We start from the raw sequence: 22,865 nt of genomic DNA on the forward strand, positions 1-22,865 counted from the left end.
GAGGTCCGGGGGGCGCAGCCCCGGTGAGGTCGTGGGGACGCAGCCCCGGTGAGGTCGGGGGCGGAGCCCCTGGCGGGGGCGAGACGAAGTCAGGTGCCGAGTTGGCCCTGCAGCGGCTCCCCCTCGGCGGCCTCGTTCTCGTCGCGGGTTTCCTCGCCCAGCAGGTCGCGGGCCATCAGGGTTGCGCCGGCCACTGCACCCGGCATCAGGAATACCGCTACGAAGGGGACCAGGAAGGCGAGGCCCAGGGGGGTGCCGAAGCCCCAGATGAGGGGTTTGCGGGAGCGGAGGAGGGTGAGACGGGCTCGGAGGTCGACGCCTCGGCGCTGGAGGGCCACCCCTGTCAGTTCCTCCGTGAGGAAGAAGCCCGTCACGAAGAAGCCGAGCACCGGGACCACGGTCTGGCCGGCCAGCGGGATGAAGCCGAGGGCGAAGAGGAGGACCGCCCACAGGAGTGCGCGGATCAGGATGCGGAGGCTGTCCCTCGCCGAGATCCACAGTTCGCGCCAGAGGGGGAGGCCGGATTCCGGGGCCGTGCCGTCCGGGGAGACGTCCCGGTCGACCTTCTCGGAGAGGTTCTCGTAGAACGGCTGGCCGATCAGGAGGGTGACCGCCGTGAAGGTGAGGACCGAGAGGAGGAGGGCCAGGGCGAACAGGACCACCGTGAGGAAGCCTCGGAACACGCCCTGCCACGGGCTCGACCAGTCGTCGGCGAACGGCGTCGCCCAGGACACGAAGTCCTCGCCCCAGGTCGCCAGGGCCACCAGCGCCGCCGCGTACAGCACCAGGGTGATCAGACCCGGGATCAGTCCGAAGCCGTACTGCTTGCCGTGCCGGGCCACCCACCGTTGGCCCTTCAGGAGATAGTGGAAGCCCGCCCCGAGATCACGCATGGCCGGAAGCTTATCGGGTGCCCCTCAGGCTGGAGATACGGCCACCACCACCCCCTGTTCCGCCGCCGGGGACACCGCCGCCGACACCCGTACGGCGACCGCCCGCGCCACGCCGCCGGTGCGGGAGGCGGCCGCCATCAGCGCGGGCTGTAGCCGCTCAAGCCCGGACACGAACAGTTCCTCGCCCGCGATCAGCACCGGCCGGGCCGCCTTCGCCGTGGCCGCCGCCGCGTCCGTGAGGTCGGCGAGGGGCGGGAGCGTCGCGCGTACGACTCCTGCGCCGACGCCCGCCGCCCGTTCGGCCAGCGCCAGCTGCAACGGCATCAGCGGGGCCAGCGCCGCCGTCAACGCGTCGGCGATCCGGCGGAGTTCGGGCGTCGAGTCGCGCAGTACGTCGGTCGCCGCGCGGATCAGCGGGGTGAGGGCGAGCAGCACCCCGGCGGCCACGCCCGCCGTCGCGGGGAGCAGGGGCGAGGTGGCCTCGACCAGTTCGCCGAGCGCGGTCGCGAACTCCTCGACCGCCGGTTCCACCGCGTCCAGGACGGGGAGCAGGCTGTCGCCGAGAACCGCCAGCAGGGCCTGGGCCGGTTCGCTGACCGGGTGGACCGCCAGCGGGGCGCCCGTCGTGCCGAGCCGGGTGAGGGTGTCGACGATCCGGTAGAACGCCTCCTGGGCCTGCGGGGACGCGCTCGCCTCGGCCAGTTCCGCCGTCGTCTCGCGCAGCACACGCAGCGCCTCGGTGCCCGAACCGTCCCGCGGGTCGAGGGTGTTGATCGCGATCCTCGTGATGTTCCCGGCCGTGTCCAGGAGTTGGCCGGTGATGTCGGTGGTGTTCCTCGCCATGCGCAGGACGTCGTCCCTGCCGGGGAGCGAAGGTATCAGCGAAGGGATCGTGGCCATGGGCTTCTCCTGTGGGACTCGCTCGCCGCCCGCTTCCGATGACCTCAGCATGCCCCGTCCGGCAGGCACGAGATGCGCCATCCGGGGCATCCGCGCCACGAACTCCCTCTTGTTGCGGTTGAGTCGAACAGGTACATCTCGCCGTACCGATCTCAGGAAGCCCCGGAGGAGGTACACGTGCACACCACGAGAACCGTTCCTGCGAGACCCGTCCTGCTCATCGCCCTCACGAGCGCACTGCTGCTCACCCCGAACAGCGCGACCGCGGACCCCGAGCCGCCCACCCGCGAGAGCGCCGGCGACCAGGGCCCGGCCCGGACCCCCGAGAGCGCCGCCCTGCGGGCGCTCACGGCACCGACCACCGGCTTCACGGACACCGCCCGCGGCTATCCGCGCGAGCAGGTCCTCACCCCCGACCCCGTGAACCCGGCCGACAAGTCGGTCAGGCTGGGTCTCACGCCATACCACGCGATCGCGCCGAAACTGAACGCCCTCCAGCGGCTCGGCGACCGGGTCAGCGTCGAGATCGCGGGACGGTCGGCGGGTGGACACCGGCTCTACCTCGTCACCGTGACCGCTCCGGAGACCGCCGCCCAGACACGCGCCCAGGAGCGGATGCGCGAGCTGATCGAGAACGCGCCGGCGGCGGCCGCCAAGTCGAAGGAGATCAAGGCGGGTTACAAGGCGCCGGTCTTCTTCAACAACAACATCCACGGCAACGAGTGGGAGGGCACCGACGCCTCCCTGAAGATCGTCGAGCAGCTCGCCACCGCCACGGACACGCGCACGAAGGACCTTCTCGCCCACTCCCGGCTGTACTTCAACATCACCGCCAACCCGGACGGCCGTATCGCCGGAACCCGGGCGAACGCCAACGGCTTCGACCTCAACCGGGACTTCGTGACCGCCTCGCAGCCCGAGGTGCGGGCGATGCGGCAGATCGAGATCGACAAGCAGCCCGCCGTCATGCTCGACCTGCACGGTTACGTCAACGGCACCCTCATCGAGCCCACCACTCCCCCGCACGGCGAGAACTACGAGTACGACCTCTTCCTGAAGAACACCTACGCCAACGCGCTCGGCATGGAGGCCGCCGTCAACGGCCTCGGCTTCACGCCCGCGAAGGACGGTGTCGAGCCCGCGCAGATCCCCTTCCGGGACCAGGAGGAGGGCTGGGACGACTGGCCGCCGATCTTCACCCCGCAGTACGCGGCCTTCCACGGCACGGTCGCCGCGCACACCGTGGAGATCCCGCTGGCCGTCAACAACTCCCTCTACGACAGCCTGTCCGCCGAGGAGCTCCGGCGCCGGTCCGCGGTCAACACGGATGTGGCGGGGGCGGCGATCCGGTCCACGCTCAACTTCGTGCGGAGCAACCGCACTTCACTGATCGCCGACCAGATCGAGGTCTTCCGGCGCGGGGCGGCGGGCGCCGACCAGGTGCCGGTGTCCGAGGAGACGGTCCCCGGGGTGCCGGGCATCGGGCCCGAGGACGTGTACACCACCGACTTCCCGCGCGCGTACGTGATTCCGGCCGGCACGACCGACACCGCCGCCGCCCGTCTCGTCGACCACCTCCTCGCCAACGACGTCCGCGTCACCCGCGCGACCCGTGAACTCGGGCTCGGCGGACGGACGTACGCGAAGGGGTCGTACGTCGTCGACATGCGCCAGCCGAAGCGGGGTCTGGCGAACGTGCTGCTCGCGGACGGTCGGGACATCAGCGACAAGGTCTCGGTGATGTACGACATCTCGGGCTGGAGCCTGGGCCGGCTGTGGGGTGCGAGGGTCGACCCGGTCCGCTCCGGTCGCCTGGTGGGTGCGCCGCTGCGCCCGGTCCGGACCGCCGCTGACGTCGGTCGGGTCGCCGCGCCGCGCGGCGACCTGCTGCTGCGGCTGACCGACCCGCAGGAGATCGCGGCCCTCAACTCCCTTCTCCGGCAGGGTGTTCCGGTACGACGGTCAGCCGACGGCAGTGCGATCGTGCCGGCGTCGGCGCGGGCGAAGGCGATGGTGACCGCCCGGACGTACGACGTGGTCTTCGACGCGACACGGCAGACCGGCACGGCCGAGCTGCGCCGCACGCGGGTGGCCGCGGCCGTGACGCCCGGTGAGCTGTTCGCGCTGCGGGAGATGGACTTCGAGGTCGTCCCGGTCTCGACGGCCGTCCTGAACGCCGGTTTCGACTGGTCGTCGGTGGATGTGCTGTTCGTGTCGGCGGGGCTGGACCGCGACGCCCTCACCAGCGGCGCCCGTACGGCTCTGGACGCCTTCCTGGGCGCCGGGCACGGGCTCGTCGGGCGCGGGACCATCGGGGCCGAACTGAGCGCGGCCACAGGCCTGTTGGCGGCCAAGCCGGTGGAGGGCAACGGGGACGCCAACGGCGTGGTGCGCGTGGTGAGTTCGGGTCCGGTGACGGCCGGGGCCCCGGGCTCCCCTGACGCCGGGTTCGTCTACACGCCGGTCTGGTTCACCGATCTCGGGCCCGGGGTGCGCGTGGAGCAGTCGTACGCCGCCGGGAACCCGCTGGTCTCCGGGCACTGGCGGTCCCTGCCGGACGGCTCCGGCGGTCCCGCCGCCGCGGCCGGGCAGCCCTCGGTCGTCAGCGGCCCCCAAGCCGTTCTGTTCGGCACCGAGCCTCTCTTCCGGGATCATCCGAAGGGGGAGTTCGCCCAGGTCGGACGGGCGTTGTTCACCATGGCGCACGCGAGCAGCGGTTGAGGTTGAGGAGAGCGGATGACGCAGGAGATCCACGGCACCGTCGCGGACGGCTTCGAGGCGGTGCGCGAGGAGTTCGCCGCGTTCGTGGCAGGCGAACGGCCGGACTACGAAGGTCAGTTGAGCGCGTTCGTGCACGGCCGGCGGGTCGTCGACCTGTGGGCCGGCGAGGGGGTCGGCCCTGACTCCCTCTACGGCGTGTTCTCGTCGACCAAGGGTGCCGCCCATCTGGTCGTGGCGCTCCTCGTCCAGGAGGGCACCCTGGAGCTGGACCGCAAAGTGACCTACTACTGGCCGGAGTTCGCGGCCGAGGGCAAGGGCCAGCTGACCCTGCGGGACCTGTTGGCGCACCGGGCCGGAGTGGTCGGCCTGGACGCCGGGTTCACCGCGCAGGAGCTGGCGGACGACCGGGCGGTGGCGGAACGGCTCGCGGACCAGAAGCCGTTCTGGCGGCCGGGCACGGCGTTCGGCTACCACGCGCTCGTCATCGGCGCGCTCAGCGGCGAGATCGTACGGCGGGCGACGGGCCATTCGCTCCAGGAGGTGTACGAGGAGCGGATTCGGGCGCCGTACGGGCTGGACTTCCACCTGGGGCTGCCCGAGTCCCTCGAACCCCGTTACCGCTCGGTGCAGGCGATGATGCCGACGGCCACGCAGCAGGCCCTGCTGGACGCGGCACCGACGGGCCCGCACACCCTGACCGCGATCGCCTTCAACCAGCATGTGCCTCAGGCGGGCGACCTCGCCGACTACGCCAACTCCCGTGCCGTACGCGCGAAGGGACCGGCGTCGGCGGGTGGCGTGGCGGCGGCGCGCGGGCTGGCCGGGATGTACGCGGCGGCGATCAGCGAAGTCGCCGACCGGCCGCCGCTGTTGAAGCCCGACACGATCGCGGAGGTGGGCCAGATCCACTCCATCGGCTACGACCTGGTCGCCCGGGCGCACAAGTCGTACGGTCTGGGGTTCCAGGCCGTGTCCGACATGTGGTACCCCTTCCTCGGCGCGGGCGCCTTCGGCCACAGCGGCGCGGGCGGCTCCCAGGCCTTCGCCGACCCCCGCAGCGGGCTGGCCTACGGCTACACCCGTCGCCGGATGGCGTTCCCGGGAGGGGCGGCGCCGGAGAACGAGCGGCTGGTGAGGGCCGTACACCAGGCGGCTCTGGCCGTATGACAGGAGCGGAGGCGGCACCCCACGTTCAGGGGTGCCGCCTCCGCCGGGTACGACCGACGAGCTCCGTCGGACGAGCGTCACGTCACAGCTTGACGATCATCTTTCCGGTGTTGTCGCCGCGCAGGACCCCGAGGAACGCCTCCAGGTTGTTCTCGATGCCCTCGACGACCGTCTCGCGGTACTTGAGCTCGCCGGAGGCCACCCACGGGCCGACCTCGGCGACGAACTCCGGCTGGAGGTCGTAGTGGTCGCCGACCAGGAAGCCCTCGATGCGGCCGCGGGTCTGGATGAGGCGGGCGAGGTTGCGGGGGCCGGGCGCGGCCTCGGTGTTGTTGTAGACGGAGATCATGCCGCACACCGCGATCCGGCCGCCCTGGTTGAGGGAGCCGATGGCGGCCTCCAGGTGATCGCCGCCGACGTTGTCGAAGTAGATGTCGACGCCGTCCGGGGCGGCCTCGCGGAGCTGGTCGCTGACCTTGCCGTTCTTGTAGTTGAAGGCCGCGTCGAAGCCGTACTCCTCGACGAGCAGCTTGACCTTGTCGTCCGAGCCGGCCGAGCCGATGACCCGGGAGGCGCCCTTGAGCTTGGCGATCTGGCCGACCTGGCTGCCGACGGCACCCGCGGCGCCGGAGACGAAGACCGAGTCGCCCTCCTTGAAGGAGGCGGTGCGCAGGAGGCCGGCGTAGGCGGTGAGGCCGGTCATGCCGAGGACGCCGAGGTACGTCGACAGGGGCGCGGCGTCCGCGTCGACCTTGACGGCGTTCTTCGCGTCCATGACCGCGTGCTCGCGCCAGCCGAAGAAGTGCAGGACGTGGTCGCCGACGGCGATGCCCTCGGCGTTGGACTCCACGACCTCGCCGACCGCGCCGCCCTGCATGACCTTGCCGAGCTCGAAGGGTGCGGTGTACGACTTCGCGGCGCTCATGCGGCCGCGCATGTACGGGTCGACGGAGAGGTACTTGTTGCGGACCAGTACCTGGCCCTCACCGGGGGTCGGGGCCTCGGCTTCGACCAGGGCGAAGTCCTCGGGCTTGGGCCAGCCGACCGGGCGGGAGACGAGGTGCCATTCGCGGTTGATCATGATGCCTGCGACCTTTCCATTTACTTCAGTACCTGAAACAACGATGCCTCTGAATATTTCAGGTTGTCAAGTAACGGGGTACCCTGGGGCACATGTCCACTCCTCACACGACCCGGCCCGACGCGCTGACCCTGGAGGTCGTCGAGCTCATCGGCGATGTGGTGGCCCGCTTCTACTCGGACTACGAGGACGCGGCCGCGGAGCACGCCCTCACCGGGGCGCAGGCGCGGCTGCTGAGTCTGCTGTCCCTTCAGCCGCTGCCCATGCGCAAACTGGCCCAGAAATTGAAGTGCGAGCCGTCCAATGTCACGGGGATCGTGGACCGGCTCGAAGCGCGGGGGCTGGTGGAGCGGCGGCCCGATCCGGCGGACCGGCGGGTGAAGGTGGCGGCGGCGACGGAGGAGGGGCGGCGGGTGACGCGGGAGCTGCGGGAGGGGTTGCGGTTCGCGCGGGAGCCGCTGGCGGGGTTGTCGGTGGGCGAGCGGGAGGCGTTGCGGGATTTGTTGCGGCGGATGCGGGACGCGTGACGCGCAGCCGCGGCCGGGGGTGTTCCCGCACCCTGAAGGCCAGGAACGCGGCGGCGTGGGCGTGGCGGGATCCGACAGGGAGAGGACAGGCATGAACCTTGACGACCGACAAACCTGGGCACTGCTCAGGCAGCTCGACGACCCGGATCACATGGAGTTTCCCCGCGACTACGACCACGTGGCCACCCGAGCGAAGTTCGAATGGCTCGTATCCCTTCTGGACGAGCGGTTCCGCTGCGCGTGCGACGTCGATCGGCACATCCAGGACGCCAGCCACCACGGCACGATCGTCATCCCGCAGAGCGTGACCGACAGCGCGGAGCACATCAGCGTGACCGTCAGCAACTTCGGTGATCTTGCCACTGTCGCGCTCGGCGTCCCCGGGAGCCACGACGCCGACGAGGAGCGCGAGCTTTTCCGGGCCACGGACCGCGAACGGGTCGAGGAGGCACTCGAAACCCTCGGCTACGTCACCGTCCCACAGCACCTGCTCTGGACGAGATACGACGGCGTCAGCGAGCTCGCCTCCTATTACCCGCCCGAATACCCCCCGACATGGCGGACCCGCTTCTTCCAGCATCTGTGACCGGCGTTTCGCTCAATGTTCACAGAAGCGAACAAATCAGGTGCACCACCACAGGAAGCGTTGACACTCCGACGGTGACGGGTCGGGGGTGGGGGCCGTGGTGGGGGTGGCGGTGGGGGCCGAGCCGCCGCTCGTGGACGTGGCTGTCGCGGTCGGGGTCGACCCGCCAGGAGCTTTGGCGGGCGCGGACTGGGCGGCGGGGCTCCTGCTCGCGTCGGCGTCCTCGCTCTTGGAGGCGGAGGCCGACGGGGACTCGGAAGGCCCTGCCGTGGGCGAGACCGAGGGAACGATTCCCCTGGAGCCGTCGGCCGTCGACGCCGAGTCACTCGCCTTCGGGGAGCCGCCGTCCTCGGCCGACTCCCCGCCCGCCGCGGCCGGCTTGGGGGAGGATCCCGGAGCGTCCATGCCCAGCTCCGCGAGGCTCAGACCGCCGGCCGCGAGCACGAAGCCGGCGGCGATCAGCAGGGTCCTGCGACGACGTCGGCGGTGGGCCGCCGCTTTGCGATCACGACGACTGGCTCCGCCGGTGGAGTCGTCGGGGTCCTCCTCGTCGTACTCGTCGGCGTCGTCGTAGCCCTCGGAGTCGTCCTGTGCCTGCGCGCTCCGGCCACCACGGCCTCGTTCACGTCGCCGCGCCGCCCGGCCGCCGCCCACGGGCTCGACCGCCGTCGGGGCCGCCTCCAGCCGCTCGGTCCCGTCGTGGCCCTCGTCGGCCTCCGCCGCCGCACCGGCCTCGGCCTGATCGCCGTACGCGGCACTCCCCTGGCCACTCTCGTACGAGGCGGCCACGTGAGGGGCCCCGTACGTGGGGCCCGCGGCGTGAGCCTCGTACGCCTCGCCCGTGCCCTGGCTCCCGTACGCGACCGCGTATCCGTCGCCTCCGAGGGGAACCGCGGCCGCCTGCGGCAAAGTGGTGGAAGGGTACGACTCGGTCGCGTACGCGTGCAGTTCGTGGGCCGGGGTGCCGCAGCCCGGGCAGGCGAGGGCGCCGTTGAGGTGCCGTCGGCACGGGAGGCAGAAGTCCATGACGCGGGAAGATTAGGTTCCCGACCGGCGGCGTTCCTAGAGAAAGCCGTGAAGGTTGTGTGGGGAACCGGCCGTTCCGGCACGGCGGGCGGAGGATGATCCACTCCCATCGCATCGAAACCGACATCGCCGGTTCCCCGTCGGCTCAGGTTTTCTTACGGGCCGTCATCACGCGCTGGATCAGGATGAACGCGCAGAGCAGCACACCGGTGGCGATCTTCGTCCACCAGGAGCTGAGCGTGCCCTCGAACTGGATGATGCTCTTGATCAGGCCGAGGACGAGGACGCCGAAGAGGGTGCCGAGGACGTAGCCGGAGCCGCCCGTCAGCAGGGTGCCGCCGATGACCACCGCGGCGATCGCGTCGAGTTCCATGCCCACGGCGTGCAGCGGGTCACCGGACTGGATGTAGAGCATGAAGAGCAGGCCGGCCAGCGCGGAGCAGAAGCCGCTCATCGTGTAGACCGCGATCTTCGTGCCGCCCAGCGGGAGGCCCATCAGCAGGGCCGACTGCTCGTTGCCGCCGATGGCGTAGACCCGGCGTCCGAAACGGGTGTAGTGCAGGATGTAGAAGGCCGCGGCCAGGACGACCAGGGCCACGACGGCGCCGATCGACAACTCCCCCACGCCCAGCGGCACTCGCGTCTGGGCGAGGCTGCTCACCTCGGAGTCGTCGATGGCGATCGACTCCTTGCTGATGACCAGACACAGGCCCCGGAAGAGGAAGAGACCGGCGAGCGTCACGATGAACGGCTGGATCTCGAAGTTGTGGATCACATAGCCCATGAGGAAGCCGCCGAACGCTCCCACGGCCAGGGATATCGGGATCACCAGGAGCAGGGGCAGACCCACGTCCTGTACCAGCCACGCCGTGAGCATCGTCGTGAAGCCGATCACCGAGCCCACGGACAGGTCGATGCCGCCGGACATGATGACGAAGGTGGCCCCGACGGCGGCGACCAGCAGATAGCCGTTGTCGATGAACAGGTTGAGGAACACCTGCGAGTCGCCGAAGCCGTAGTTCTGGTAGCGGCTGAGGCCCGCGATGTACATCACGAGGAACAGCGCGGCCGTGACCAGGACGGGCAGCCGTCGGTCGCCGAGCAGACGGGCGGACCTGGACGTCGTACGACGCTGCGGCGCGCCCGGTGTCGCGGGAGTCCTGGTGGTCGTACTCATCACGACACCTCCATCTTGGGAGCGGGCTCGGCAGGCTCGGCGACCGCGGCGGGCGCTGCCGGGCCCGCCGCCTTCGCGCGGGCGCCGAAGACCTTGGCGCGGAACTTCGGGGACTGGAGCAGGCACACGACGATGACGACGGCTGCCTTGAAGACCAGGTTGGTCTGGGTGGGAACGCCGATGGTGTAGATCGTCGTCGTGAGGGTCTGGATGACCAGGGCGCCGACGACCGTGCCTCCGATGGAGAAGCGTCCGCCGAGCAGCGAGGTGCCGCCGATGACGACGGCGAGGATGGCGTCGAGTTCGATCCACAGGCCGGCGTTGTTGCCGTCCGCGGCCGAGGTGTTGGAGCTGATCATCAGGCCCGCGATGCCTGCGCACACCGCGCAGAACACGTACACCATGATCTTGATGCGCATCGACCGGATGCCCACCAGACGGCTGGCCTCGGCGTTGCCGCCCACCGACTCGACGAGCAGACCGAGGGCCGTGCGGCGGGTCAGCAGGACGGTGACGGCCACGACCGCGGCCACCACGAAGATGGAGAAGGGCAGCGTCAGCCAGTAGCCGCCGCCGATGAGCTTGTACGGCTCGCTGTTGATGGTGATGATCTGGCCGTCGGTGATCAGCTGGGCGACACCGCGCCCTGCGACCATGATGATGAGGGTCGCGATGATGGGCTGGATGCCCATCCTGGCGACGAGGAAGCCGTTCCACAGGCCGCAGACCACCGCCGCGATCAGGCCGAGGCCCATCGCGAGCAGCACCGCGGACAGGGCGCCCTGGTCGGCCTGGTCGCTGATGTACGAACAGGTCAGGGCCCCGGTGATGGCGACCACGGCGCCGACCGAGAGGTCGATGCCGCCGGTGGCGATGACCAGGGTCATGCCGACCGCCACCAGGATCAGGGGCGAGCCGAACAGCACGATCGAGACGAGGCTGCCGTAGAGGTGGCCGTTCGTCATGCGGATCGCGAAGAAGTCGGGCGTGAAGGGGACGTTGACGAGCAGCAGGGCAACCAGGACCGCGACCGGCCAGAACAGGTGATGGCGCGTCAGTGCTCGCCAGCGGGAGGTGGTGGTCACTGGTGTTCTCCGCTCGCGATGGTCTCGAGGATCTTGCTGGGGGTGATCTCGGGCCCGTTGGTGAGCTGTGCCACCAGCTTGCGGTCGCGCAGCACCCCGATGGTGTGGCTGAGGCGGAGGACCTCCTCCAGCTCGGCCGCGATGTAGAGCACGGACATGCCGTCCTCGGAGAGGGAGACCACCAGCTTCTGGATCTCCGTCTTGGCACCGATGTCGATGCCGCGCGTCGGCTCGTCCAGGATCAGCAGCTTGGGCTGGGTGATCAGCCAGCGGGCGAGCAGCACCTTCTGCTGGTTTCCGCCGCTCAGCTGGCCGACCCTGGCCTCCGGGTTGGCGGGGCGGATATCCAGTGCCTTGATGTACTTGGCGACGAGTTCGTCGCGCTGTGCGGTGGGGATGGGCCGGGTCCAGCCGCGGGCCGCCTGCAGGGCGAGGATGATGTTCTCACGGACTGTCAGATCCGGGACCAGGCCCTCGGTCTTGCGGTTCTCCGAGCAGAACGCGACGCCGGCGCCGATGGCGTCGTTCGGGGCGCTCATGGAGACCTGTTTGCCGCCGATGGTCACCGTGCCGCTGTCCGGCTGGTCGGCGCCGAAGAGCAGCCGGGCCAGTTCGGTGCGGCCGGAGCCGAGCAGTCCCGCGAGGCCGACGACCTCGCCCTTCTTGATGTCCAGGTCGAAGGGGGCGATGCCGCCGGTCCTGCCGAGGCCCTCCGCCTTCAGCAGCGACTCGCCCACGTCCGCGTGGAGTTGGTGGTCGTGGAGCTCCTCCAGCTGGTCCAGGGCCTTGCCGATCATCAGCTCGATGAGCGCGACCTGGTCGAGGTCGCGGACCATGTGCTCGCCGACCAGGGTGCCGTTGCGCAGCACGGTCATGCGGTCGCAGATCTCGTAGATCTGGTCGAGGAAGTGGGAGACGAAGAGGATCGCCACGCCCTCGTCCCTCAACTGCCGCATCAGGCGGAACAGTTCGAGGACCTCGTCACGGTCGAGGCTGGAGGTCGGCTCGTCCAGGACCAGGACCTTGGTGCCGGAGCCCTCGCCGTCGCTGTCGCCGGTGCCCACCGACCGTACGATCGCGACCAGTTGCTGCACCGCGAGGGGGTACGAGGACAGCGGCGCGGTGACGTCGATGTCGAGGCCGAGACGGTCGACGAGCTCCGCCGCCTCCTTGCGCATGCGCTTCCACTGGATGCGGCCCGCGCGGGTGGGTTCACGTCCGATGAAGATGTTCTCCGCCACCGACAGGTTGGGGCAGAGGTTGACCTCCTGGTAGACCGTGCTGATGCCGGCCTGCTGCGCCTGCAGCGGGCTGCCGATATGCACGGCCTTGCCGTCGAGGGTGATGGTGCCGCCGTCCAGGGTGTAGACCCCCGTCAGCACCTTGATCAGAGTGGACTTCCCTGCCCCGTTCTCGCCCATCAGGGCGTGGATCTCGCCGGGGAAGAGCCGGAAGTCGACGCCCGACAGAGCCCTTACCCCCGGAAACTCTTTGACTATGCCCGTCATCTCCAGGACGGGCTGCGGCTCTGCCATGGCAGCGCTCCTCATGGACTCATCGAATCTCGTTCTCGGCCCGCGGGGAGCCTCCTTGAGCCGAGGTGTGCTCGGCCTGCCGGAGGCTCCCTGCCGGTGAGTGCGGTAGGTCGGTACCGCGGTGCCGCGGTCGGTCAGTACGCGCGGTAGTTCAGTACGCGCGGTAGCGGTAGCTCAGTACTTGCGGCTGGGGAGCGCGGCCTTGGCCTGGTCCTGCATGAAGTCGCCCTCCTTGGTCTTGATCCAGCGCTCGACCGACTCGCCGTTCTTGACCTTCTTCACGACGTCCATCAGCTGGGGGCCGAGCAGCGGGTTGCACTCGACGATGGCGTTGATCTTGCCCTCGGACATGGCCACGAAGCCGTCCTTCACGCCGTCGATCGAGACGATCAGGATGTCCTTGCCGGGCTTCTTGCCCGCCGCCTCGATGGACTGGATGGCACCGATGGCCATGTCGTCGTTGTGCGCGAAGAGCACGTTGACGTCCGGGTTGGACTGGAGGAAGGCCGCCATGACCTGCTTGCCGCCGGCGCGGGTGAAGTCACCGGTCTGGCTGACGACGATCTTCCAGTCGTCCGCGTGGTCCGCGTCCATGACCTCCTTGAAGCCCTTGGCGCGCTCGATGGCGGGGGCGGCACCGGTGGTGCCCTCCAGCTGGGCGATCTTCACGGGGCCCTTGTGACCGGCCTTCGTCAGGACCTTCTCCAGGATCCTGGCGGCGCGGCGGCCCTCGTCGGTGAAGTCGGAGCCGACCAGGGTGACGTACAGGGACTGGTCGGAGGTCTCGACGGAGCGGTCGGTGAGGACCACCGGGATCTTCGCGGCCTTGGCCTCCTTGAGCACCGCGTCCCAGCCGGTGACGACGACCGGGGAGAAGGCGATGACGTCCACCTTCTGCGCGATGTAGCTGCGGATGGCGGAGATCTGGTTCTCCTGCTTCTGCTGGGCGTCGGAGAACTTCAGGTTGTACCCCGCCTCCTTGGCCGCGGACTTCACCGAGTCGGTGTTGGCGCTGCGCCAGCCGCTCTCGGAGCCGACCTGGGAGAAGCCGAGGGTGATCGTCTTGCTGCCGTCGGAGGAGGTGCTGGAGCCCCCGTCCTCCTTGGCACAGGCCGCCAGGGTGCCCGCCGCCGCCACGCCGATCGCCGCAGTGAGGAAGTTCCTTCTGTTGAGCATGTTTCTTCTCCTTTGAAGAGCCAGGACCGATCGCACTGCGTCCAGCCTGCCGATCATTATTCGAAATATCGGTCGTACTGGTGTGCGAATGTTGCTGATTGGCGCTGATTGGTTGCTGCTCGGTACCGCGTCAGTCGGGTGCGGTGCTGGCCCGGACGACGAGGTGCGGTTCGATGGCCACCCCGGGCGCCCCGGAGGGCTCCCGACCCTCGATGAGATCCAGCAGCAGGTCGATGCTTCGCTTGCCCACCGTCGCGAAGTCCTGCCGGACGGTGGTGAGCGGTGGAGCGAAGAACTCCGATTCCGGGATGTCGTCGAAGCCGACCACCGCGACGTCCTGAGGAGTGCGTACGCCCGCCTCCCGCAGCGCCCGCAACACCCCCAGCGCCATCTGGTCGTTGGCGACGAAGACGGCGGTCAGTCCACGGCCCACCCAGCCGGCCAGTTCCTGGCCCGCACGATAGCCCGACAGCGGACTCCAGTCGCCCCGCAGCGGCGTCGGCGGTTCGACGCCCGCCGCTTCGAGGGTCGCTCGCCAGCCGGCGGCCCGGTCGGCCGCCTCCTGCCAGTCCTCGGGTCCGGCGAGATGCCAGACCGTGCGGTGGCCGGCGGCCAGCAGATGACGAGTGGCCAGCCGCCCGCCCAGCCACTGGTCCACATTGACGCTGGGGATCTCCGCGCCGGACCCGGTCCCCACGGCCACCACCGGGAAGGGACGACGGAGTTCGGCGAGGGCCTCGACCGCCGAGCGCTGCGGAGCGAGGGCGATCACCCCCTCCACCCCGCCCTCGCTGAGGTGGTCCAGGGCCTCGGAGAGGGTCTCCACCGCGAGCCGGCGCAGACTGACCGTCGAGACGGTGTACCCCTTGGCGCGCGCCGCCTCCTCGAGCGCGAACAGCGTGCTGGCCGGTCCGTAGAGGGTGGTGTTGGAGGCGACCACACCCAGGGTCCGGGTGCGCCGGGTCGCCAGGGCCCGCGCCGAGGAGTTGCGGCGATAGCCCATCTCCTCGATCGCACGCAGCACCTTGGCACGCGTCTCGTCCCGCACGTTGGGGTGATCCCCCAGCACACGGGAGACGGTCTGGTGGGACACCCCGGCCTGGCGTGCCACGTCGGCCATGGTGGGCGGCCGAAGCTGTACGTGGTTCACGGTCGCACCTCCTTGGCGATCGCTTGCCGACAAGTCCTGTGGGACGGGCGGACGATACCGCGCCGTCCGGGTCACGCGGGGGTTCCGGACAGCCCCGTGAGGTCGACCGGTAAGGCGGCTGGGGGCGGTTCCGACACGACGCTCGTACCTCCCTGGATGCCGGTGGGCATCGATCGATGAATGCGGACGTCATTGTGAGCGCTAACAATTCGCGGCGGTCAAGAGGGCTGCAGCGGGAAGTGTCGTTACGGTTGAATAACGCGACTAGCTGCAGGAGTTGGGTAGGGGGGCGGGTTCGCGCGACTGCGCACCGCCGATGTGCGGCCATGTGGGCGCTCCATGGAAACCGTTACCCGTTCGACCACCCGACCCATTGACACCCCGACCGCCTCGTCCTTACGGTCGTGCCAGCATTTCGAACGTGAGCCGAAATTTCGAACAAGCTCAGAGAGTCTAGGGAGTATCTGACGTGCGCATCACGGGAATCAGCACGCACGTGGTCGGGACGCCATGGCGCAACCTGACCTACGTCCAGGTGCACACCGACGAGGGACTCACCGGAGTCGGCGAGACCCGCATGCTGGGTCACACCGACGCCCTGCTCGGCTATCTGCACGAGGCGAAGACCAACCACATTCTCGGGTCGGACCCGTTCGCTGTCGAGGATCTCGTCAAGCGGATGAAGTACGGCGACTACGGCCGGGCCGGCGAGATCGTGATGTCCGGTATCGCCGTGATCGAGATGGCCTGCTGGGACATCAAGGGCAAGGCCCTGGGCGTGCCGGTCTGGCAGCTGCTCGGCGGCAAGGTCACCGACAAGGTCAAGGCCTACGCCAACGGCTGGTACACCACCGAGCGAACCCCGGAGGCCTACCACAAGGCCGCCCAGGGGGTCATGGAGCGCGGCTACAAGGCGCTCAAGATCGACCCCTTCGGCACCGGGCACTTCGAGCTCGACCACGAGCAGAGCCTGTACGCCGTCTCCCTCATCGAGGCCGTGCGGGACGCCATCGGGCCGGACGCCGAACTGATGCTGGAGATGCACGGCCGCTTCTCCCCCTCCACCGCCGTACGGCTGGCCAAGGACCTCGCGCCCTTCAAGCCCGCCTGGCTGGAGGAGCCCTGCCCGCCGGAGAACCTCAAGGCACTGGAGAAGGTCGCCGCCAAGGTCGACATCCCGGTCGCCACCGGTGAGCGGATCCACGACCGCATCGAGTTCCGCGAGCTCTTCGAGAGCCAGGCCGTGGACATCATCCAGCCCGACGTCGGCCACATCGGCGGCATCTGGGAGACCCGGAAGCTGGCCGCGACCGCCGAGACCCACTACATGCTGGTGGCACCCCACAACGTGGGCGGCCCGGTGCTGACCGCCGCCTCGCTCCAGGTCGGCTTCACCGCGCCGAACTTCAAGATCCTGGAGCACTTCAACGACTTCGCCGACGCCGACATCAAGAAGGTCGTCAAGGGCGCCCCGCAGGTCGTGGACGGCTACTTCCACCTCTCCGACGCCCCCGGCCTCGGTGTCGAGCTGGACGTCGACGCGGCCGCCGAGTTCCCGCAGCAGCAGGCCCGCTTCGACCTGTGGGCCGAGGGCTGGGAGCAGCGCAAGCCGAAGGGCACCCAGCGGTGACCAGTGCCGTCGTCGTCGAGGCGCCCGGCGAGCACCGGCTCGTCGAGCACGCCCCTCGTGAGCCCGCCTCCGGGGAGGCGCTCGTCCGCGTCCACGCCGTCGGGATCTGCGGCAGCGACCGCGAGGTCTACCAGGGCAACCGGCCCGAGGGGTACGTCCGTTACCCGCTCACGCCCGGCCACGAGTGGTCCGGCACGGTCGAGGCGGTGGGCTCCGGGGTGCCGGAGCCCCTCGTCGGCCGCAAGGTGGTGGGCGAGGGCTTCCGGAACTGCCAGGTCTGCGACCGCTGCCACGCGGGCGAGACCACGCTGTGCACGGCCGGCTACGAGGAGACGGGCTTCACCCAGCCCGGCGCCATGGCCACCACCCTCACCCTGCCGGCCCGGCTGCTGCACGTCCTCCCGGACGATGCCGACCTGACGGCGGCGGCGCTCCTGGAACCCGCGGCCTGCATCGCCGCCGCCGCGCTCAAGGCGAACGCGCGGCCCGGTGAGCGGGTCGCGGTCGTGGGCACGGGCACACTCGGGATGTTCGCCGTCCAGTTCCTGAAGGCGGGTTCGCCCTCGGAGCTGCTGGTGGTGGGCACCCGCTCCGACCGCGCGGAGCTCTCCCGGACCTTCGGCGCCACCGACTTCCGCACCCGGGACCAGGAGCTGCCGGACGACTTCGACGTCGTCATCGAGACCGCCGGGTCGGCGTCCGCCGCCACCACCGCCGCCGCTCTGCTCAGACGCGGCGGCCGGCTCGTCCTCACCGGTATCCCGGCCGCGGGCGCCGACGGACTCGACCCCACCGATCTCGTCGTACGGCAGCTGGAGGTGCACACCGTGTTCGGGGCGCCTCCCGCGGCCTGGGCGCACACGGTGCGGGTCTTCGGGGCCGGGCTGCTCGATCCGGCGCCGCTCGTCACACACGAGCTGCCGCTGGACCAGTTCTCACAGGCCATCGACCTGGTCGGGTCCGGCGACCCGAAGGTCGGGAAGGTCCTCCTGCGGCCGTGACACGCCCCTGAGCCGTGCGCCGGTACGGGGGGACCTGACGACTTCGTACCGGCGCACCACCAACGCCTTGGGCGTCCTGCACCTCCAGAGCGTTATCCAGAGCCGCGATCCTCGTCCGAAATATCGAACCTGAAGGACAGACAGTGACCGAGACCACCGCCAACGCGGCCCGACGACCCGGTGAGCAGGCGCTCGCTGCGCTTGGCCTGAACGCGCCCGCCCTCGACCCCTCCGACGCGTCCCCGCACACCTTCCCCGGTGGCGGACGCTGGCGTACCGAAGTGCCCTCCGTGGAGGGCCCCGAGGCCCTCGGCGTGGTCCTCAAGGAGTCCTCGCGGCTCGACGTGCCGGTGCACCGCATCAGCCAGGGCTCGGGCGTGTGGATGCTCAGCGACGCGGAGATCACCGAGATGGTGGAGGCGACCGCCGAGCGTGACATCGAGCTCTGCCTGTTCACCGGGCCCCGCGGCACCTGGGACATCGGCGGCTCCACCCGCACCGACTCCAGAGGCGGCGGGCTGCGCGCCCGGGGGCACGACGCGGTCGCCGGCTGCGTCGAGGACGCCGTCCGCGCCACCGAGCTCGGCGTGAAGTGCCTGCTCGTCGCCGACGAGGGTGTGCTGTGGACCCTGCACCGGGCACGGGTCGCCGGGATCATCCCGGCCGACACGACGCTCAAGGTGTCGGCGCTGATCGGGCCGGTGAACCCGGCCGCGTACGCCGTGTACGAGAACCTCGGCGGCGACTCGATCAACGTGCCCAGCGATCTGACGCTCGATCACCTCACCGAGATCCGGCGGGTGTCGGCCGCCCCGATGGACATGTACATCGAGGCTCCCGACGATCTCGGCGGCTATGTGCGGATGTACGAGGTCGCCGAGCTGATCCGGCGCGGCGCACCGCTCTATCTGAAGTTCGGCCTGTCGAAGGCTCCGGGGATCTACCCGTACGGGCACCATATGCGCGATCTCACACTGTCCACCGCCAAGGAGAGAGTGCGGCGCGGACGGCTCGCCCTGGACCTGCTCGCGCGGCATGGGGCGGACGGCGACATGGCGCCGCTCGGCTCCCGGCTGCCGGGTGAGCTGAAGCGATTCGAAACGCCTGCATAACGTTCCGGACAACGCCCCTTCACAAAACCCGACGCAGTCGCACAGACTCCGACACAACCCAGCCTCTCCCGGTCGCTCCCCGGCACCGCCCCCAGGCACCCGTACCGCCGGACCGCACCCGGCCTCCCGACATCAAGGATGATGATCATGCGTACTCGTCGAGCCGCACTCACCGCCATAGCCGGCGCCGCCTCCCTCGCCCTCACCCTCACCGCCTGCGGCCAGGACAGCGAGGGCGGCAGCAAGGAAGCGACCGGAAGCGCCAAGGGAGGCACCATCGGCATCGCGATGCCGACCAAGTCCTCCGAGCGCTGGATCGCCGACGGCAACAACGTCGTCAAGAACCTCCAGGCCAAGGGCTACAAGACCAAGCTGGTGTACGGCGAGGACGACCCGGACCAGCAGGTCTCGCAGATCGAGAACCTGATCACGCAGGGCGTCAAGGGCCTGATCGTCGCGGCCATCGACAACAAGTCGCTGAACAACGTGCTCCAGCAGGCCAAGGACGCCAAGATCCCGGTCATCGCCTACGACCGTCTGATCCTCGGCACGCCGAACGTCGACTACTACGCGTCGTTCGACAACACCAAGGTCGGTGAGCTCCAGGCCAGCTACATCGTCGACAAGCTCGGCCTGAAGAGCGGCAAGGGCCCCTTCAACATCGAGCTCTTCGCCGGCTCCAACGACGACAACAACACCAAGTACTTCTTCAACGGCGCGATGAGCGTGCTCCAGCCGTACATCGACAGCAAGAAGCTCGTCGTCAAGTCCGGCCAGACCAAGATCAACCAGGTCACCACCCTGCGCTGGGACGGCGCCACCGCGCAGAAGCGCATGGAGGACATCCTCACCTCGACGTACGGCAGCGGCAAGGTGGACGCGGTCCTGTCGCCGTACGACGGCATCTCCATCGGCATCCTCGCCGCGCTGAAGTCGGACGGCTACGGCAAGGGCAGCAAGCCGATCCCGGTCATCACCGGCCAGGACGCCGAGCTCGCCTCGGTGAAGTCGATCATCGCGGGCCAGCAGACGCAGACCGTCTACAAGGACACCCGCAAGCTCGCCGAGGTCGCCTCGACCATGGTGGACGACGTCCTCAACGGCAAGAAGCCCGAGGTCAACGACACCAAGACGTACGACAACGGTTCCAAGGTCGTCCCCGCCTACCTGCTCCAGCCGGTGAGCGTCGACAAGACGAACTACACCAAGGAACTGGTCGACACCGGCTACTACAAGGCCAGCGAGCTCAACTAGTCAGCCTTGTCCGCCAATTCCTCTGATTGAAAGGCACGACCATGGCGGGACCCGTCCTGGAAATGCGCTCGATCGTCAAGACCTTTCCCGGCGTCAAAGCGCTGTCGGACGTCACACTGACCGTCCGTCAGGGCGAGGTCCATGCCATCTGTGGTGAGAACGGCGCCGGGAAGTCCACCTTGATGAAGGTGCTCTCCGGCGTCCATCCGCACGGCACGTACGAGGGCGACATCCTCTTCGAGGGAGAGGTCGTCTCCTTCAAGGACATCCGGGCGAGCGAGCAGCACGGCATCGTGATCATCCACCAGGAGCTGGCCCTGGTGCCGTTCCTGTCGATCGCCGAGAACATCTTCCTCGGAAACGAACACGCCTCGGGCGGGTTCATCAACTGGAACGAGACGCTGAAGCACGCCACCGAGCTGCTGCGCCGGGTGGGTCTGAGCGACCACCCGGAGACCCGGATCACCGACATCGGTGTGGGCAAGCAGCAGCTGGTGGAGATCGCCAAGGCGCTCTCGAAGAAGGTGAAGCTGCTCATCCTCGACGAGCCGACCGCGGCTCTCAACGACGAGGACAGCGGCAAACTCCTGGATCTCATCCTGGAGTTGAAGAAGCAGGGCATCACCTCGATCATCATCTCCCACAAGCTCAACGAGATCCGCCGGGTCGCCGACTCGGTCACGATCATCCGCGACGGGAAGTCGATCGAGACGCTCGACGTGAAGGCCCCGGAGACCACCGAGGACCGGATCATCTCGGGCATGGTCGGCCGCGACCTCGACCACCGCTTCCCCGACCGCACGCCGTACGAGGGCGAGGCGGACGCGGCCCCGGCCCTCGAGATCCGCAACTGGACCGTCCACCACCCGATCGACCAGCAGCGCAAGGTCGTCGACGACGTGTCGATCCAGGTGCGCCGCGGGGAGATCGTCGGCATCGCGGGCCTGATGGGCGCGGGGCGCACCGAGCTCGCGATGAGCGTGTTCGGTCGCACCTACGGCCGGCACGCGGGCGGCCAGGTCTTCAAGGACGGCAAGGAGATCCGTACGAAGACCGTCGCGGAGGCGGTCGAGCACGGGATCGCGTACGTCACCGAGGACCGCAAGCACTACGGCCTCAACCTCATCGACAACATCAACCGGAACATCTCGCTGACCGCCCTGAACAAGGTCGCCAAGCGCGGTGTGGTCGACGAGCACGAGGAGCGGAAGGTCTCCGAGCGCTTCCGCAAGTCGATGAACATCAAGGCCCCGACCGTCTTCGAGACGGTGGGCCGGTTGTCCGGCGGCAACCAGCAGAAGGTCGTCCTCAGCAAGTGGATCTTCGCGGGTCCCGAGGTGCTGATCCTGGACGAGCCCACGCGCGGTATCGACGTGGGCGCCAAGTACGAGATCTACACGGTCATCGACCAGCTGGCCGCCGAGGGCAAGGCGGTCGTCTTCATCTCCTCCGAGCTGCCGGAGCTCCTCGGGATGTGCGACCGCATCTACACCATGGCCGCCGGACGGCTCACGGGTGAGGTTCCGCGGGCCGAGGCCACGCAGGAAGTGCTGATGCGCCAGATGACGAAGGACAAAGAGGTAACGCGATGAGCACCAATGTGACGAAGGTTCCGGCCGCGGCGCCGCCGGGCAAGAGCGGGGGGTCGTCCTCCGGCGAGGGCCTGCTCCAGCTGATGCTGAACGGGCTGCGCCGCAACATGCGGCAGTACGGCATGCTGATCGCGCTCGGCCTGATCGTCGCGCTGTTCGCGGTGTGGACCGACGGCGACCTGCTGCTGCCGCGCAACGTCTCCAACCTGGTGCTCCAGAACAGCTACATCCTGATCCTCGCGATCGGCATGATGCTGGTGATCATCGCGGGGCACATCGACCTGTCGGTCGGTTCACTGACCGCGTTCGTGGGCGCCTTCGCGGCCGTGCTGACGGTCCAGCACGACGTGGCGTGGCCGATCGCACTGGTGCTGACCCTGGTGGTGGGCGCGGTCGCGGGCTCGGTGCAGGGCTATCTGATCGCGTATCTCGGCATACCGTCGTTCATCGTCACCCTGGCGGGCATGCTGCTCTTCCGCGGTCTGACGGAGATCCTCCTCGAGGGCCAGACCCTCGGCCCGTTCCCGGACGGTCTGCAGAAGCTCGGCAACGGCTTCCTGCCCGAGGTCGGCCCGGACACCAACTACCACAACCTCACGCTGCTCCTCGGCTTCGCGCTGCTGGCCTTCGTGATCTACCAGGAGGTCCGCGACCGCAAGCGCCAGCAGGAGTTCGCGCTGGACGTGCTGCCCAGGAACGCCTTCCTGCTCAAGCTCGTCGCGATCGCCGCAGCCGTCCTCGCGGTCACGATGCTGCTCGCCAGCTACCAGGGCGCGCCGATCATCCTGCTCGTCCTCGGTGTGCTGGTGGTCGGCTACGGCTACGTCATGCGCAACGCGGTCTTCGGCCGGCACATCTACGCGATCGGCGGCAACCTGCCGGCCGCGAAGCTGTCCGGCGTCAAGGACAAGAAGGTCACCTTCCTTGTCTTCCTCAACATGGGCGTGCTCGCGGCCCTGGCGGGTCTGGTGGTCGCCGCCCGTCTGAACGCGGCCTCCCCGAAGGCGGGCCTGAACTTCGAACTCGAGGCGATCGCCTCGTCGTTCATCGGTGGCGCGTCCATGAGCGGCGGTGTGGGAACCGTCCTCGGCGCGATCATCGGTGGTCTCGTCCTCGGTGTGCTGAACAACGGCATGAACCTCCTCAGCGTCGGCACCGACTGGCAACAGGTCATCAAGGGCCTCGCCCTGCTGGCCGCGGTCGGGTTCGACGTGTGGAACAAGCGCAAGTCCGGTTCGTAGGCACATCGTGC

At 69.1% G+C, this 22,865-nt stretch carries 19 protein-coding genes; 10 read left to right on the forward strand and 9 right to left on the reverse strand.

Annotated elements, in window-relative coordinates; genetic code table 11:
- Positions 1-89: 89 nt before the first annotated feature.
- The gene (locus AB0D34_RS14855) at positions 90-893 is read right to left on the reverse strand and encodes an EI24 domain-containing protein (RefSeq protein WP_362661441.1); all 804 of its coding nucleotides are present in this window, start codon (positions 891-893) and stop codon (positions 90-92) included.
- 24 nt (positions 894-917) lie between these two features.
- Complete coding sequence (locus AB0D34_RS14860; protein ID WP_362661443.1) at positions 918-1,793, reverse strand: hypothetical protein; 876 nt, start codon at positions 1,791-1,793, stop codon at positions 918-920.
- A 177-nt stretch (positions 1,794-1,970) separates the two neighbouring features.
- On the opposite strand from AB0D34_RS14860, the gene AB0D34_RS14865 reads away from it, so the two are divergent.
- Entirely contained in the window at positions 1,971-4,514 is a 2,544-nt protein-coding gene (locus AB0D34_RS14865) for a M14 family zinc carboxypeptidase (protein WP_362661445.1), read from the forward strand.
- 15 nt (positions 4,515-4,529) lie between these two features.
- Positions 4,530-5,681 carry a serine hydrolase domain-containing protein gene (locus AB0D34_RS14870; RefSeq protein ID WP_362661447.1) on the forward strand — a complete coding sequence of 384 codons (1,152 nt, stop codon included), beginning with the start codon at positions 4,530-4,532 and terminating at the stop codon, positions 5,679-5,681.
- A gap of 82 nt (positions 5,682-5,763) precedes the next feature.
- On the opposite strand, the gene AB0D34_RS14875 is transcribed toward AB0D34_RS14870, so the two are convergent.
- A complete protein-coding gene (locus AB0D34_RS14875) occupies positions 5,764-6,762 on the reverse strand; it encodes an NADP-dependent oxidoreductase (protein WP_362661449.1) in 999 nt (332 codons plus the stop codon).
- A 92-nt stretch (positions 6,763-6,854) separates the two neighbouring features.
- Between AB0D34_RS14875 and AB0D34_RS14880 the strand changes: the two genes are divergently transcribed.
- Together AB0D34_RS14880 and AB0D34_RS14885 are read left to right on the forward strand one after the other, a co-directional pair.
- On the forward strand, positions 6,855-7,289 hold the full coding sequence (locus tag AB0D34_RS14880) for a MarR family transcriptional regulator (protein ID WP_362661451.1): 435 nt from the start codon (positions 6,855-6,857) through the stop codon (positions 7,287-7,289).
- Between the two features lie 91 nt (positions 7,290-7,380).
- Complete coding sequence (locus AB0D34_RS14885) at positions 7,381-7,875, forward strand: hypothetical protein (protein WP_362661453.1); 495 nt, start codon at positions 7,381-7,383, stop codon at positions 7,873-7,875.
- 36 nt (positions 7,876-7,911) lie between these two features.
- Here AB0D34_RS14885 and AB0D34_RS14890 read toward each other — a convergent pair whose 3' ends face one another.
- The 6 genes from AB0D34_RS14890 to AB0D34_RS14915 all read right to left on the reverse strand — a co-directional run bounded on the left by AB0D34_RS14890 (position 7,912) and on the right by AB0D34_RS14915 (position 15,024).
- Entirely contained in the window at positions 7,912-8,901 is a 990-nt protein-coding gene (locus AB0D34_RS14890; RefSeq protein ID WP_362661455.1) for a hypothetical protein, read from the reverse strand.
- 145 nt (positions 8,902-9,046) lie between these two features.
- Positions 9,047-10,078 (reverse strand): galactofuranose ABC transporter, permease protein YjfF, encoded by a 1,032-nt coding sequence (gene yjfF / locus AB0D34_RS14895; RefSeq protein WP_362661457.1) that lies wholly within the window; start codon positions 10,076-10,078, stop codon positions 9,047-9,049.
- On the reverse strand, positions 10,078-11,163 hold the full coding sequence (locus AB0D34_RS14900; protein WP_362661459.1) for an ABC transporter permease: 1,086 nt from the start codon (positions 11,161-11,163) through the stop codon (positions 10,078-10,080). Before AB0D34_RS14900 ends, yjfF begins: the two co-directional genes overlap by 1 nt.
- Entirely contained in the window at positions 11,160-12,698 is a 1,539-nt protein-coding gene (locus AB0D34_RS14905; protein WP_362661461.1) for a sugar ABC transporter ATP-binding protein, read from the reverse strand. Before AB0D34_RS14905 ends, AB0D34_RS14900 begins: the two co-directional genes overlap by 4 nt.
- A 174-nt stretch (positions 12,699-12,872) precedes the next feature.
- Positions 12,873-13,874 carry an ABC transporter substrate-binding protein gene (locus AB0D34_RS14910; protein ID WP_362661462.1) on the reverse strand — a complete coding sequence of 334 codons (1,002 nt, stop codon included), beginning with the start codon at positions 13,872-13,874 and terminating at the stop codon, positions 12,873-12,875.
- Between the two features lie 130 nt (positions 13,875-14,004).
- Positions 14,005-15,024: a LacI family DNA-binding transcriptional regulator gene (locus tag AB0D34_RS14915; protein ID WP_362661464.1), complete on the reverse strand. Its 1,020-nt coding sequence runs from the start codon at positions 15,022-15,024 to the stop codon at positions 14,005-14,007.
- 469 nt (positions 15,025-15,493) lie between these two features.
- Between AB0D34_RS14915 and AB0D34_RS14920 the strand changes: the two genes are divergently transcribed.
- The 6 genes from AB0D34_RS14920 to mmsB all read left to right on the forward strand — a co-directional run bounded on the left by AB0D34_RS14920 (position 15,494) and on the right by mmsB (position 22,854).
- A complete protein-coding gene (locus AB0D34_RS14920; protein ID WP_362661466.1) occupies positions 15,494-16,654 on the forward strand; it encodes a mandelate racemase/muconate lactonizing enzyme family protein in 1,161 nt (386 codons plus the stop codon).
- Positions 16,651-17,655 carry an alcohol dehydrogenase catalytic domain-containing protein gene (locus AB0D34_RS14925; protein ID WP_362661468.1) on the forward strand — a complete coding sequence of 335 codons (1,005 nt, stop codon included), beginning with the start codon at positions 16,651-16,653 and terminating at the stop codon, positions 17,653-17,655. Before AB0D34_RS14920 ends, AB0D34_RS14925 begins: the two co-directional genes overlap by 4 nt.
- 143 nt (positions 17,656-17,798) lie before the next feature.
- Positions 17,799-18,767 (forward strand): hypothetical protein, encoded by a 969-nt coding sequence (locus tag AB0D34_RS14930; RefSeq protein WP_362661470.1) that lies wholly within the window; start codon positions 17,799-17,801, stop codon positions 18,765-18,767.
- Positions 18,768-18,914: 147 nt separating this feature from the next.
- Complete coding sequence (gene chvE / locus AB0D34_RS14935) at positions 18,915-20,021, forward strand: multiple monosaccharide ABC transporter substrate-binding protein (protein WP_362661472.1); 1,107 nt, start codon at positions 18,915-18,917, stop codon at positions 20,019-20,021.
- Positions 20,022-20,062: 41 nt separating this feature from the next.
- Positions 20,063-21,613, forward strand: coding sequence for a multiple monosaccharide ABC transporter ATP-binding protein (mmsA, locus tag AB0D34_RS14940; RefSeq protein ID WP_362661474.1), 1,551 nt, complete (start codon positions 20,063-20,065; stop codon positions 21,611-21,613).
- The gene (gene mmsB / locus AB0D34_RS14945) at positions 21,610-22,854 is read left to right on the forward strand and encodes a multiple monosaccharide ABC transporter permease (RefSeq protein WP_362661475.1); all 1,245 of its coding nucleotides are present in this window, start codon (positions 21,610-21,612) and stop codon (positions 22,852-22,854) included. The genes mmsA and mmsB overlap by 4 nt, the downstream gene beginning before the upstream one ends.
- Positions 22,855-22,865: the final 11 nt, after the last annotated feature.

This window comes from Streptomyces sp. NPDC048420, from assembly GCF_040651535.1.
Taxonomy (GTDB): Bacteria; Actinomycetota; Actinomycetes; order Streptomycetales; family Streptomycetaceae; genus Streptomyces.

What these genes read in the sequence shown, in the direction of transcription:
- AB0D34_RS14855 (WP_362661441.1), bottom strand. Translation starts at nt 893, where the DNA reads ATGCGTGATCTCGGGGCGGGCTTCCACTATCTCCTGAAGGGCCAACGG.
- AB0D34_RS14860 (WP_362661443.1), bottom strand. Translation starts at nt 1,793, where the DNA reads ATGGCCACGATCCCTTCGCTGATACCTTCGCTCCCCGGCAGGGACGAC.
- AB0D34_RS14870 (WP_362661447.1), top strand. Translation starts at nt 4,530, where the DNA reads ATGACGCAGGAGATCCACGGCACCGTCGCGGACGGCTTCGAGGCGGTG.
- AB0D34_RS14875 (WP_362661449.1), bottom strand. Translation starts at nt 6,762, where the DNA reads ATGATCAACCGCGAATGGCACCTCGTCTCCCGCCCGGTCGGCTGGCCC.
- AB0D34_RS14880 (WP_362661451.1), top strand. Translation starts at nt 6,855, where the DNA reads ATGTCCACTCCTCACACGACCCGGCCCGACGCGCTGACCCTGGAGGTC.
- AB0D34_RS14885 (WP_362661453.1), top strand. Translation starts at nt 7,381, where the DNA reads ATGAACCTTGACGACCGACAAACCTGGGCACTGCTCAGGCAGCTCGAC.
- AB0D34_RS14890 (WP_362661455.1), bottom strand. Translation starts at nt 8,901, where the DNA reads ATGGACTTCTGCCTCCCGTGCCGACGGCACCTCAACGGCGCCCTCGCC.
- yjfF (WP_362661457.1), bottom strand. Translation starts at nt 10,078, where the DNA reads ATGAGTACGACCACCAGGACTCCCGCGACACCGGGCGCGCCGCAGCGT.
- AB0D34_RS14905 (WP_362661461.1), bottom strand. Translation starts at nt 12,698, where the DNA reads ATGGCAGAGCCGCAGCCCGTCCTGGAGATGACGGGCATAGTCAAAGAG.
- AB0D34_RS14910 (WP_362661462.1), bottom strand. Translation starts at nt 13,874, where the DNA reads ATGCTCAACAGAAGGAACTTCCTCACTGCGGCGATCGGCGTGGCGGCG.
- chvE (WP_362661472.1), top strand. Translation starts at nt 18,915, where the DNA reads ATGCGTACTCGTCGAGCCGCACTCACCGCCATAGCCGGCGCCGCCTCC.
- mmsA (WP_362661474.1), top strand. Translation starts at nt 20,063, where the DNA reads ATGGCGGGACCCGTCCTGGAAATGCGCTCGATCGTCAAGACCTTTCCC.
- mmsB (WP_362661475.1), top strand. Translation starts at nt 21,610, where the DNA reads ATGAGCACCAATGTGACGAAGGTTCCGGCCGCGGCGCCGCCGGGCAAG.